A 12985-nucleotide genomic window follows, 5' to 3' on the forward strand; every position below is an offset into this window, starting at 1 on the left:
TATTAGCCGACGACTGGCAGAAGTCCACGATCTAGCGTTGGACTTTTGCCAGACTGCCGGGCGTCTAAGGCATTGATTTCCAGGCAATGTGCTGTCCGGACGAGCGAAGCGAGGACGCCGCGCGTGGCGCGCCCGGTCCGGAGCGCGACCAGCGCGTGAGGACCTACTTCGTGCCGTACATGCGGTCGCCGGCGTCGCCGAGGCCGGGGATGATGTAGCCCTTCTCGTTGAGATGGCTGTCGATGGCGGCCGTGAAGATCGGCACGTCGGGGTGGGCGGTCGAGAACTTCTCGATGCCTTCGGGTGCCGCGAGCAGGCAGAGGAAGCGAATGTTGTTGGCGCCGCGTTCCTTCAGCTTATCGACTGCAGCAATTGACGAATTTGCAGTGGCCAGCATCGGATCGACGACGATGATCAGGCGGTTGTCGAGCTCGGACGGAGCCTTGAAGTAGTACTCGACCGGCTGCAGCGTCTCGTGGTCGCGATAGATGCCGATATGGGCCACGCGGGCGGCGGGGACGAGGTCCAGCATGCCATCGAGCAGGCCGTTGCCGGCGCGCAAAATCGAAGCGAAAACAAGCTTCTTGCCCTTGATGGTGGGGGCATCCATCTTGGTCATCGGCGTCTCGATCTCGACCATTTCGAGTTCGAGATCGCGCGTCACCTCGTAGCACATGAGGTGAGCTATCTCCCTCAACAGCCTGCGGAATCCCGCGATTGAGGTGTCCTTGTCGCGCATGATCGTGAGCTTGTGCTGGATCAGCGGGTGATCGACGACCGTTACGCCACGCATGGAGGCCTCGTGAGCTAGAGGAAGGATTTGCCGTGCGGTCCGGGCGCGAGGCCGAGCCAGCGGGCGATGCTTTCCCCTATATCCGCGAAGGTCGGCCGAATGCCAATGGTTCCGGGCGTGAGGCTTGGGGAAAAGACCAGAATCGGGGTCTGCTCGCGGGTGTGATCGTTGCCGCGCCAGGTGGGATCGTTGCCGTGGTCGGCGGTGAGCACCACGAGATCGTCGGCGCGCAGGGCGGCGATCAGCTCGGGGAGCCTTTGGTCAAAGGCTTCAAGAGCTTGCGCGTAGCCCGGGACGTCGCGGCGATGGCCGAAATCCTGGTCGAAATCGACGAAGTTGACCATGATGAAGGCGCCGTCAGCGGCCATCTGCATGGCTTCGAGGGTGCGATCGAACAGGGCCATGTTGCCGGTGGCCTTGATCTTATGGGTGACGCCGTGGCCCGCGTAGATGTCCGAGATCTTGCCGAGGGCGTAGACTTGCCGGCCGGCGTCCTTGGCGCGATCGAGCAGAGTCGGCTCGGGTGGGGCGATGGCGAAGTCGCGGCGGTTGCCGGTGCGCTTGAAATCATTGGCGTTTTCGCCAACGAACGGGCGGGCGATGACGCGGCCGATGCGCAGCGGCTCGGTGAGTTCGAAGGCGGTCTTGCAGAGCTCGTAGAGGCGCTCGAGGCCGAAGTGGGTCTCGTGCGCCGCGATCTGGAAGACGCTGTCGATCGAGGTGTAGCAGATCGGCTTGCCGGTGCGGATCGACTCCTCGCCGAGTTCGGCGATGATGGTGGTGCCGGAGGCGTGCTTGTTGCCAAGGATGCCGGGAATGCCAGACTTTTCAATCAGTTGGGCGATCAGCTCGGGCGGGAAGGTGGGCTCGGTCTGGGGGAAATAGCCCCACTCGAACGGCACCGGCACGCCGGCGATCTCCCAGTGGCCTGACGGGGTGTCCTTACCTCTGCTGACCTCGCGGCCAACACCCCAGCGGCCGCCCTTGGGCTGGTCGGTGAGGCCACGCGGGATCTCGCCGGTGGAGAGCTTTGCCGCGGCTCCGAGGCCGAGGGCGTCCAGATTCGGCAGCGATATCTGATAGTTGGCGGCGATGTGGCCGAGCGTGTTGGAGCCGACGTCGCCGTAATCGGCTGCGTCGGGGGCGCCGCCGATGCCGAAACTGTCGAGGATGCAGAGGATGGCGCGGGGCATGGATCAGGCCTCCGTAGGCGGGACGTAGTCGGCGATCAGCGGGTGATTTGGGGCCGGCCCGTCACTGATGGTGTAGGCGGCGAGGAAGCGTTGGGTCGCATCTGCTGCCATATCTTCGGTGCGTGCATGAACGCGGCACAACACAGTATGAACGTCGACTTTCGCACCCAGACCAAGGACTTGGTCGAATCCTACGGCAAAATCGATGCTGTCCGAGGGGAGCCGGCGGCCACCGCCGAGGGCGACGACGCCCATGCCGACGCCGCGCGTGTCGATGGCGGTGATGGTGCCGGCGACGGGAGCGAGGATATCACGCACAATGGGTGCCGGGGACAGGTGTGCGTCCATGTTCTCGACGAAGTCCGCGGGGCCGCCAAGCCCCGCGACCATGCGCGAGAAGTGCTCGGTTGCCTTGCCGCTGGTGAGCGCCTGCTCAACCGCTGCCGCGGCATCGCCGTCGTAGCCGCTGAGCTGCAGGGCGGCGGCGCAGAGATCGAGCGTGACCTCACGTAGTCGAGCGTCCTGGTGCCTGCCGGTAAGGAAGTCGACGGCGTTGCGGATTTCCAGCGCGTTGCCGGCGGCGGAGGCGAGCGGCTCGTTCATGTCGGTGATCAGCGCCGCAGTGCGAAGGCCGGCGCCGTTGGCAACCGAGACCAGGCTTTCGGCAAGGGCGCGGGATTTCTCCAGCGTCGACATGAAGGCGCCGGAGCCGGTCTTGACGTCGAGGATCAGGGCGCTGAGGCCGGCCGCGAGCTTCTTCGACAGGATCGAGGCGGTGATCAGCGGGATGGATTCGACGGTGCCGGTGACGTCGCGGATGGCGTAGAGGACCTTGTCCGCCGGGGCGAGGTCGGGGGTCTGGCCGATGATGGCGCAGCCGGCCTCTTGCACGACCTTCCTGAACAGGGCGCTGTCAGGGCTGGTGGAGTAGCCTGGGATGGAGTCGAATTTGTCGAGCGTGCCGCCGGTGTGGCCGAGGCCGCGACCGGAGATCATCGGCACGTAGACACCACAGGCGGCGAGGATCGGCGCCAGCATCAGCGAGGTATTGTCCCCTACCCCGCCGGTCGAGTGCTTATCGACGGCCGGGCCATCGAGATCGGACCAATCGAGCACGGTGCCGGAGTCCCGCATCGCTTCGGTGAGCGCAACGCGCTCCGACGTGGCCATGTCGCGGAAGAACACGGCCATGGCGAAGGCGGCGGCCTGGGCGTGCGAGACGGAGCCATCGGTGAGGCCGGCGATGAAGCTGGAGATCTCGCCGGCAGTGAGGGCGAGACCATCACGCTTGCGGATAATGGTTTCTTGCGGGAGCACGGTCATGGCCGCTTTCTTGCGCTCTGGCCGCCGGAAACTCAAGCGACGACAGGCACATCGCTACCGGGTGAGGCCCTTGTGGTACTGCACTGGCGTCGCCCCCAGCACGGTGCGGAAATCGGTGATGAAATGCTGCTGGCTGCTATAGCCGAGATCGTAGGCGATGCCGACCCAATCGGGTTCGTCGCTGGCGCGGATCTCGGCTGCGGCGGCCAGCAGGCGTTTGCGCTGCAGCAGCCACTTGAGGCCGATGCCGAGATGGTCGCGGAAGGCCTGCTGTAGCCAGCGCTCGCTACGGCCGAAGGCTTCGGCTACCGCTGCGACGGTGGTGAGGGTGCCGTTGGTTTCGACGGCGGCAATGATGGCATTGATCTCCTCTAGCGCCTCGTCTGCGGTGGGGGCGGCGGCGCGAATACGCTCGAGCAGCGCGGCGACGGCCTTGTCGTCATCGTGGGCGAGGATGGTGGCGACGCCTCTGGCATCGGCCCAGGGGAAGACCGAGGTCAGCGGCACCACCTTGTCCTGCAGGTCGGCCATTTCGCCTGCCCAGAACGCGTGGAAGCCACCGGGGCGGAAGCGGACGCCGATGATGCGGCCGCTGCCGGCGGCGGAATAGGTGCGCTTGCCGCGAAAGGTGCCCTGGATGCCGGATTCCTGCGCCGAGAAGAATAGATCGACATAGGGCCGGTGCATCACCTCGTCGGAATCGTAGGGGCCGAGCGCGCTGTCCCAGCGGATGATCCAGAAATGCTCGATGAAGCGGGCGAGATCGGGGGGCGGCAGCACAGTGCGGAATTTGACGTGCCGATCGAAGCCCGCCGGATCGAGGCGGCCGCGCGGATCGTATGGAGGTTGCCCGGGCTCCCCGGGCTGGCGCGGCTCGCTGGGCACTGCGGGTTTCTGAAATACAGGCCTCGGAGCATCGGTCATTGTCGGGTCATCAACTCAACGAGGAAGGTTACGACGATGAACAACAAGCACTTTCTGCGCGGCATGGCCACGGTCAGCTTCTTTGCCGACGATATGACCGCGGCCCGCGATTGGTATACCGAGCTGTTCGGCGTCGAGGCCTATTTCCAGATGCCGAGCCGCGAGGCTCCGGCCTATGTCGAGTTCCGGATCGGCGACAGCGAGGACGAATTCGGCATCATCGACCGCCGCTATGCGCCGGCAGCGATGCAGCCGGGACCGGGCGGCGCGATCCTCCTGTGGCATGTCGACGACATCGAGGCGGCGTTCGCGCGGCTGAAGGAGATGGGCGCCAAAGAGTACGACCCGATCACCAAGCGCGGCGAGACCGGGTTCGTGACGGCGTCGGTGGTCGACCCGTTCGGCAACGTACTGGGGATCATGTACAACCCGCACTACGTAGAGACGGTGGCCGGGCACGCGGCCTGACGCCGCGATGCCGGCGGCGTCAACACGGCATTCATCCAGAAGGGATTACGGTGTAGCATGCGGCCAGTTAGGCGGCCGTGGTAGACGCCATGCTAGAGCCCCATCCGATCGAGACGTATATCGAGAAGCCGGTCACCGAGGTCTATCGGTTCCTGGCTGCGCCGCGGAACTATCCGCGCTGGGCGGCGGTGGAGGAGGCGTCGTTCAAGCAGATCGGGCCGCTCGAATGGTCTGGTGAAACCGAGTTCGGGCCACGCATCGTGCGGTTCAGCCCACCCAATGGCGAAGGCATCCTCGACCACGCCGTCTACAAGGCGGGCGAGGAGCCGGTGATGATGCCGATGCGAGTTGTCGCCGATGGCAACCGGACGCTGGTGACCTTCACGTTCTACCGGCGGCCGGGAATGGATGACGAGCAACTGGCATCGGCGCTGGAGTGGATCCGAGCGGACTTTACGGCGCTCAAGTCGATGCTCGAGGTTTGAGGCGGCTACCTCCCCAGCCTCCCCCTCAACAGGGGGAGGCGCTGTGGGACGGTTGTGGGTTACGCCCCGTACGGGATCCAGACGTTTTTTACCTGCGTGGCGCGCCTCAGGAAGTAGTCGCCTTCGAACTTCGCCTTGTCGGCGAGATCGTAATAGAGGCCGCGGCTGGTCCAGGTTTGCTTGACGTTGCCGGCGCTGGCCTTTTCAACCATGGCGGAGGTTTCGGCGTCGCCGGCGAACCAGATGGCGTCGATGCCGTCGTGTTCGGAAAGGGTCTTGGCCAGCACCTTCGTCTCCCCGGTGACGATGTTGATGACGCCGGAGGGGACGTCCGAGGTTTCGATGACCTGGTAGAGGTCGGTGACCGAGAGCGGAGACTTTTCCGAGGGGACCAGCACCACGGTGTTGCCCATGGCGAGGGCCGGGGCGATCAGCGCGATGGAGCCGAGCAGCGGGCGGCTCGGCGGGGCGAGGATGGCCATGGCGCCGATGGCTTCGACCATGGCGGTGGCGATCATCCGCTGCGGCGGGTTGTGCACGGCGCCGTCGTACTTGTCGGCCCAGCCGGCGAAGGCGAAGAGGCGCTCGACGCTGGCCTCGACCTCGGCGGTGCCGTCTTCGCCGGTTTGCGCCTTGATGCGGGCGGCGAATTCGTCGGCGCGGTATTCGAGGTTTTCGGCGAGGAAATAGAGGATCTGGGCGCGGGTGTGGGCGGCCGTGGTGGACCAGCCGAGGGCGGCGCGGGCGGCTTCGACGGCGTTGCGGATGTCCTTGCGGTTGCCGTCGCCGACTTCGCCGACGAGCGCGCCGTTCGGGCCATGGACCGGGCGGGAATAGCCGGAATCCGGGCGGGCCTGCTTGCCACCGATGTACATCTTGGCGGTCTGGTCGATGTCGGCGCTGTCGTCGAGCGGGTTGGCGGCCTTGGCGGGCGCTGCCCTGGGAGCGGCGAAGGGCTTGAGCTCCTTCTCCCAGGCGGGCTTCAGGTAGCTCGCCATGCCTTCCTTGCCACCTTCGCGGCCGAAGCCGGACTCCTTGTAGCCGCCGAAGCCGACCGCGGCGTCGAAATTGTTGGTGCCGTTGATCCAGACGACACCGGCCTTGAGCTTGGGCGCGATATCGAGGGCGAGGTTGATGTTCTCGCTCCAGATAGTGGCGGCGAGGCCGTATTTGGTGTTGTTGGCCAAGGCCACTGCCTCTTCCGGGGTGCGGAAGCTCATGGCGACGAGCACCGGCCCGAAGATTTCTTCGGCGACGACGGTGTTGGCGGGCGAGACGTTAGTGATCAGCGCGGGGCGGAGGAAGCAGCCGCCACCCTTGGGCAGGTCGATATCGGGCTCGTACAGTTGGCCGCCTTCGGCGATGCCCCTTTTCACCAGGTCACGGACGCGTTCGACCTGCACCTGGGCGACCAGCGCGCCGATATCGACGGCCTTGTCGAGCGGGTCGCCGACGCGGAGGGTGGACATGCGCTTCTTCAGTTTTTCGATGAAGCGCTCCTCGATCGACTCCTGCACCAACAGGCGCGAGCCGGCGCAGCAGACCTGGCCCTGGTTGAACCAGATGGCATCGACCAGGCCTTCGATGGCGCTATCGATGTCGGCGTCGTCGAAGACGATGTAGGGCGACTTGCCGCCGAGCTCGAGCGAGATGCCCTTGCCGGAGCCGGCGGTGGCGCGGCGGATGATCTTGCCGACTTCGGTCGAGCCGGTGAAGGCGATCTTGTCGATGTCCGGGTGATTGGTGATGGCGGCGCCGGTGTCGCCCTCGCCGGTGACGATGTTGACGACGCCCTTGGGGAGCTTGGCCTTCTCGCAGATTTCGGCGAACAGCAGCGCGGTGAGCGAGGTGAACTCGGCGGGCTTGAGGATGACCGTGTTACCGGCAGCGAGCGCCGGGGCGATCTTCCAGGCGAGCATCAGCAGCGGAAAGTTCCACGGGATAATCTGGCCGCAGACGCCGTAGGGGACGTGATCGGGGAACTCGCGCTCAAGATGCTGGGCCCAGCCAGCATGGTGGTAGAAATGACGGGCGACGAGCGGGATATCGACGTCGCGGCTCTCGCGGATCGGCTTGCCGTTGTCCATGGTTTCGAGCACGGCGAAGAGGCGGCTGTGCTTCTGGATCAGGCGGGCGATGGCGTAGAGGTACTTGCCGCGCTGGTAGCCCGAGAGGGCGGCCCAGGGTTTTGCGGCGGCGCGGGCGGCTTTCACCGCGGCGTTGACATCCTCGGCGGTGCCATCGGTGACTTGCGCCAGGACCTTGCCGTTGGCGGGGTTTTCGCTGGCGAAGGTCTTGCCGGGCTTGGTCCAGGCGCCGTTGATGAAATGGCCGAATTTGTTGTCGTGCGCAGAGAGCCAGGCGAGCGCGACATCCGGGGATTCCGGCGCGGGGCCGTAGTCGAGGGAGGTGAAGATTTCGGCGATTTTGTTCATTTCATTCTCCAACGACGGAGCGTTTGACCGCCCCCTCCACCAGCTTCGCTAGTCCCCCTCCCCCGCCACGCGGGGGAGGATAACCGCACCCTCGGTGCGTCAGACCATCGGCATCCGGTAGTCCGCGGCATAGTGGCCGGTGAGCGTGTGTTCTAACTGGCGTTCGATATCGGTCAGCAAGCTCGACGCCCCGAAGCGGAACAGGTGGGGCTGGAGCCAGTGGGCGCCGAGCTCTTCCTTCATCAGGGCCATGTAGTCGAGCGACAGCTTGGCCGTGGCGATGCCGCCGGCGGGCTTGTAGCCGATCTCGATGCCGGTTTCCTCGTGGAACCAGCGGATCATGCGGACCATGCTGAGCGAGGTCGGGAGGTTCGCGTTGACCTTTTCCTTGCCGGTCGAGGTCTTGATGAAATCGGCGCCGGCCAGCATGCAGACCAGCGAGGCCTTGGCGACATTGGTCTGCGTCGCCAGTTCGCCGGTGCCGAGGATGGTCTTGATGTGGGCGTCGCCGCAGGCTTTGCGCATGGCGCGGATTTCGTCGTAGAGCGCCTGCCAGTCGCCGCGCAGCACCATGCCGCGCTCGATGACGATATCGATCTCCTTGGCGCCATCGGCGACCGAAGCCTCGATCTCGGCGAGGCGGGTGGAGAGCGGGGCGAGGCCGTGCGGGAAGGCGGTGGAGACGGCCGCGACATTGATGTTGGTGCCTTCGAGCGCCGCGACGGCGGTCTTGACGAAGGAGTGGTAGACGCAGACGGCGGCGGGCTGGACGTTGAGGTCGCTGACCCCGAAGCCATCGAGGATATCCTGGCGCACCGGGTGGCGGGCCTTGGCGCAGAGGCGCTCGACGCGGCCGGGCGTGTCGTCGGAATTGAGCGTCGTCAGGTCCATCAGGGTGATGGCCTTGAGCAGCCAGGCGGCCTGCCAGTCCTTCTTCACCGTGCGGCGAGCGGGAAGCGTCGCGGCGCGGCGTTCGAGCGCCGAGCGGTTCATGCGGACGCGTTCGACCCAATCGAGATCGAGGGGGAAGCCGGGATTGCGGCGATGGGAGCCGGCGGGCGAGACGGTGAGGTCTTTCGACTTGGCCGCGGCAGGCTTCGTTCCGGCTGGCTGATCGACGACGCGAAGTTCCATGTGGCCTCCTTGCCGCATCGGGTTAGCCCCTCTTTGCGGCACTTTGCTGACTGCCATTATCGGCCCAAAAACTCGGGGCCGAAAGAGTGCGGGAGCAGTTGGGCGATGGTCTGCTCGAGCGGCGTGCCGTCGATACCGTGCGAGACGACGACGACATCCTGATCGGCGAACTCGCGGATGCGCTGACGGCAGCCACCGCAGGGGGTCACGGGGGTTGCGCCCGGGCCGGTGACGTAGACGCGCTTGATGCGGTGCGCACCGCCGGCGATCATGGCTGCGATGGCGGAGGCCTCGGCACAATTGCCGATGGGGTAAGCGGCGTTCTCGACGTTGCAGCCGGAATAGATCTTGCCGTCGTCAGCAAGGATGGCGACCCCGACCTGGAATTTCGAGTACGGCGCGTAGGCCTTGGCACGAATGGCCACGGCGGCGGCGAAAAGCTCGGCGTCGGTGACGGCCATGCTAGCGCTCCTTGGTGTAGGCGACGCCGCCGGCCTTGGGACCGACCGCCTTGCCGATGAAGCCGGCGAGGACGACGACGGTCAGCACGTAGGGCAGCGCCTGGATGGCCTGCACCGGGATGTGGATGCCGAACAGCTCGGCGTTCTGCAGGCGTATCTGCAGCGCATCGAGGAAGCCGAAGAGCAGGCAGGTGAACATGGCGGGCACCGGCTTCCACTTGGCGAAGATCAGCGCGGCGAGCGCGATGAAGCCCTTGCCGGCAGTCATGTTGTTGCCGAAGCCGGAGCCCTGCGCGATCGAGAAGAAGGCACCGGCAAAGCCGCAGAGCAGCCCGGTGATCAGCACCGCCTGGTAGCGCAGCCGGACCACCGAGATACCGGCGGTGTCGACGGCCTTGGGGTTTTCGCCGACGGCGCGGAGGCGCAGGCCGAAACGGGTGCGGTAAAGCACGAACCAGGTGATCGGTACGGCGAGGAAGGCGATGTAGACGAGGAGGTTATGGCCCGAGATCAGCTCGGAATAGATCTGGCCGATGACCGGGACGTTGGCGAGTTCGGCTGCGAAGGGCAGATCTATATTGCCGAAACGGCCGCCGGGCGAAAGCGGTGGGGTGCGGCCGCCCTGGGCGAACCACTGGATGCCGAGGAAGGTGGTGAGGCCGGCCGCCAGCATATTGATGGCGACGCCGGCGATGAGCTGGTTGCCTTTGAGCGTGATGGCCGCGAGACCCTGAAGGGCGGCGGTGGTGAGCGAAACGGCAAGGCCGGCGAGGAGGCCGAGCCAGACATTGCCGGTGACGGCGGCCACGGCGGCGGCACCGAAGGCGGCGGCGAGCATCTTGCCCTCAAGCCCGATATCGAAAATTCCGGCGCGCTCGGAATAGAGCCCGGCAAGACAGGCGAGCAGCAGCGGCGTCGACAGGCGGATGGTGGCGTCGAGCGTCGAGAGGACGAGTGCGAGATCCATCTCAGCTCTCCTTGCCGACGGTGTTGCGCACCACCGCCTCGGCCTTCTGTGCCGGCGTGAACAGCGCGAAGACGCGCTGCAGGCCGGGGCGGAACATGCCCTCCATGGCGCCGGTGAAGAGAATCACCAAGGCCTGGATGACGACCACCATTTCCTTGGACAGGCCGGGAATGACGTATTGCAACTCGTTGCCACCCTGGTAGAGGGCGCCGAACAGCAGGGCGGCGAAGGCGATGCCGACTGGGTGATTGCGACCCATCAGCGCCACGGCGATGCCGACGAAACCGGCATCGGCGACATAGTCGAGCACGAGCCGGTACTGCACGCCAACCACCTGGTTGACCGCCACCATGCCGGCGAGCGCGCCCGACAGCGTCATGACGATCATGATGATGCGCGAGTTGGAGATGCCGGCGTAGGTCGAGGCGGTGGGGTTGTAGCCAAGGGCGCGCATGGCGAAGCCGAAGCGTGTGTGCCAGATCAGCACGTAGACACCGATGAGGCAGAGAACGGCCAGCACCAGGGTGAAGTTGACGTCGGTATTCTTGAACCACGGGATGAACGTGCCGAACTTCGGCATGCGCCCTTCGACGGCGATCATCGCCGATTCCGGCGCCATGATGCCGGCGGGCTTCAGCACGTTGACCACCATGTAGACCATGATCGCCGAGGCGATGAAGTTGAACATGATGGTGGTGATGACGACGTGGCTGCCGCGCTTGGCCTGCAGGTAGCCTGGAATGAAGGCCCAGAGGCCGCCGACGGCGCCGCCTGCGAGGATGGCGGCCGGGAAGGTCAGCCACCAAGGCAGCGCCTGCATGGCGAGCGCCACGACGATAACGCCGAGGCCGGCGATATAGGCCTGGCCGTTACCGCCGATGTTAAACAGGCCGGCATGGGCGGCGACCGCCACGGCAAGGCCGGTGAAGATGAAGTTGGTCGAGTAGTAGAGCGTATAGCCGAAATTGTAGCCGTTGCCGAAGGCACCGTTGACGATGGCCTCTAGCGCCGCCAGCGGATTCTGGCCGATGGCAAACACGACTATCCCGGAGACGATGAAGGCCAGCGCCAGGTTGATCACCGGCAGCAGGAGGATATCGGCCCAGCGGGGCAAGGGTTTCAGAACCGCGCTCATGAAGTCGATCCCTCGCCCGCTGCGCGCGGAGTCGAATCGTCGGCCGCTGCGCGCGCCTGGGGGGCGGCCGCCTGCTTGTCGCCGATGCCGGCCATCATCAGGCCGAGTTCGCGTTCGGTGGCGGTGGCCGGGTCAGCTTCGCCCACAATGTGGCCGTCGAACATCACGAGGATGCGGTCGGATAGCGAGCGGATCTCGTCGAGTTCGACCGAGACGAGGAGGATCGCCTTGCCGGCATCGCGCATCTTGATGATCTGGTTGTGGATGAACTCGATTGCGCCGATGTCGACGCCGCGGGTCGGCTGGCCGACGATCAGCACGTCGGGGTTACGCTCCATCTCGCGGGCGAGGACGATCTTCTGCTGGTTGCCGCCGGAGAAGTTGGCGGTCTTCAGCCGCTCGTTGGCCGGGCGGATATCGAACTTCTTGATGCGCTCGCGCGATTGGGCGCGGGCGGCATCGAGGTCGAGGATGAAGCCTTTGCCGTAGGCCTTGTCGTCCTGGTAGCCGAGGATGGCGTTCTCCCATTCCTCGAAGGCAGTGATCAGGCCCATGCGCTGCCGGTCTTCCGGCACGTGGGCAAGGCCGGCCTGGCGCGCGCGGTGCGCACCGTCGTCGCCCTCGAGCGACAGCGGCGTGCCCTTGAGGCGCACGATGCCGGCGGTCTGGTCGCGCATGCCGGAGACCGACTCGAGCAATTCGGACTGGCCATTGCCGGCGACGCCGGCGATGCCAACAATCTCGCCGGCGCGGACGGTGAAGCTCACATCCTTGACGCGGGTGACCCCGAGGTCGTCCTTGACCACGAGGTGCTCGACGCCGAGCAGCACTTCGCCCGGATTGGCAGGGCCCTTTTCGACGCGCAACAGCACGCGGCGGCCGACCATCAGTTCGGCGAGTTGCTCGGGATTGGTGTCGGAGGTCTTGAGGGTCTCGACGATGGCGCCCTGGCGCATGACCGAGACATAGTCGGTGATGGCCATGATCTCGCGCAGCTTGTGCGTGATCAGGATGATGGTCTTGCCCTGGTCGCGCAGTTCGCGCAGCACGCGGAACAGGTCGTCGGCCTCTGACGGGGTGAGGACGCCTGTAGGCTCATCGAGGATCAGCACGTCGGCGCCGCGATAGAGGGCCTTCAGGATTTCGACGCGCTGCTGGGTGCCCACCGAAACGTCCTCGATGATCGCATCGGGATTGACGTCGAGGCGGTACTCCTTGGCGAGGCGGGTCAGTTCCTTCCTGGCGCGCTCGAGGCTGGGGCCGAGCAGCGCATTGTCCTCGGCGCCGAGCACGACGTTTTCGAGGATGGAGAAATTGTCGACCAGCATGAAGTGCTGGTGGACCATGCCGATGCCGAGCGCCAAAGCGTGGCGGCTGTCGGTGATGGCGTGGGGGGTGCCGTTGACGCGGATCTCGCCGCTATCAGCGTGGTAGAAGCCGTAGAGGATCGACATCAGGGTCGACTTGCCGGCGCCGTTCTCGCCGACGATGCCGTGGACCGAGCCGCGGCGGATCGACAGGTCGATGTCCTTGTTGGCGTGGACCGGCCCGAACCGCTTGTTGATCTTGATCAGCTCGATGGCGAAATCGGAGGCGGCCGAAGACGCAACGGCCCTTTCGGGCCGCTGCGCTGATTGATCACCCATGGGGGTGCCAGGTTCGACCAA

At 65.6% G+C, this 12985-nt stretch carries 12 protein-coding genes; 2 read left to right on the plus strand and 10 right to left on the minus strand.

Features of this window, described 5'->3' with window-relative positions; genetic code table 11:
• Positions 1–163: 163 nt before the first annotated feature.
• The 4 genes from upp to AC1DWU_RS14900 are packed head-to-tail and all read right to left on the minus strand — an operon-like array spanning position 164 to position 4194.
• Positions 164–793, minus strand: coding sequence for a uracil phosphoribosyltransferase (gene upp, locus AC1DWU_RS14885; RefSeq protein ID WP_477150776.1), 630 nt, complete (start codon positions 791–793; stop codon positions 164–166).
• A gap of 14 nt (positions 794–807) precedes the next feature.
• A complete protein-coding gene (locus AC1DWU_RS14890; protein WP_477150777.1) occupies positions 808–1986 on the minus strand; it encodes a phosphopentomutase in 1179 nt (392 codons plus the stop codon).
• A 3-nt stretch (positions 1987–1989) separates the two neighbouring features.
• Positions 1990–3303, minus strand: coding sequence for a thymidine phosphorylase (gene deoA, locus AC1DWU_RS14895; protein WP_477150820.1), 1314 nt, complete (start codon positions 3301–3303; stop codon positions 1990–1992).
• Positions 3304–3363: 60 nt separating this feature from the next.
• The gene (locus AC1DWU_RS14900; protein WP_477150778.1) at positions 3364–4194 is read right to left on the minus strand and encodes a helix-turn-helix domain-containing protein; all 831 of its coding nucleotides are present in this window, start codon (positions 4192–4194) and stop codon (positions 3364–3366) included.
• Between the two features lie 75 nt (positions 4195–4269).
• Between AC1DWU_RS14900 and AC1DWU_RS14905 the strand changes: the two genes are divergently transcribed.
• Entirely contained in the window at positions 4270–4701 is a 432-nt protein-coding gene (locus AC1DWU_RS14905; RefSeq protein ID WP_477150779.1) for a VOC family protein, read from the plus strand.
• Between the two features lie 89 nt (positions 4702–4790).
• The gene (locus AC1DWU_RS14910; protein WP_477150780.1) at positions 4791–5186 is read left to right on the plus strand and encodes an SRPBCC family protein; all 396 of its coding nucleotides are present in this window, start codon (positions 4791–4793) and stop codon (positions 5184–5186) included.
• Between the two features lie 59 nt (positions 5187–5245).
• Here AC1DWU_RS14910 and AC1DWU_RS14915 read toward each other — a convergent pair whose 3' ends face one another.
• The 6 genes from AC1DWU_RS14915 to AC1DWU_RS14940 all read right to left on the minus strand — a co-directional run bounded on the left by AC1DWU_RS14915 (position 5246) and on the right by AC1DWU_RS14940 (position 12964).
• Complete coding sequence (locus AC1DWU_RS14915) at positions 5246–7621, minus strand: aldehyde dehydrogenase family protein (RefSeq protein WP_477150781.1); 2376 nt, start codon at positions 7619–7621, stop codon at positions 5246–5248.
• 99 nt (positions 7622–7720) lie between these two features.
• A complete protein-coding gene (gene deoC, locus AC1DWU_RS14920; protein WP_477150782.1) occupies positions 7721–8755 on the minus strand; it encodes a deoxyribose-phosphate aldolase in 1035 nt (344 codons plus the stop codon).
• 56 nt (positions 8756–8811) lie between these two features.
• Positions 8812–9216 carry a cytidine deaminase gene (locus AC1DWU_RS14925; RefSeq protein WP_477150783.1) on the minus strand — a complete coding sequence of 135 codons (405 nt, stop codon included), beginning with the start codon at positions 9214–9216 and terminating at the stop codon, positions 8812–8814.
• A 1-nt stretch (position 9217) separates the two neighbouring features.
• Positions 9218–10183 carry an ABC transporter permease gene (locus tag AC1DWU_RS14930; protein WP_477150784.1) on the minus strand — a complete coding sequence of 322 codons (966 nt, stop codon included), beginning with the start codon at positions 10181–10183 and terminating at the stop codon, positions 9218–9220.
• 1 nt (position 10184) lies between these two features.
• Positions 10185–11318 carry an ABC transporter permease gene (locus tag AC1DWU_RS14935; protein ID WP_477150785.1) on the minus strand — a complete coding sequence of 378 codons (1134 nt, stop codon included), beginning with the start codon at positions 11316–11318 and terminating at the stop codon, positions 10185–10187.
• Entirely contained in the window at positions 11315–12964 is a 1650-nt protein-coding gene (locus AC1DWU_RS14940) for an ABC transporter ATP-binding protein (protein WP_477150786.1), read from the minus strand. Before AC1DWU_RS14940 ends, AC1DWU_RS14935 begins: the two co-directional genes overlap by 4 nt.
• Positions 12965–12985 lie beyond the last annotated feature (21 nt).

This window comes from Devosia sp. P2_G7, from assembly GCF_056403495.1.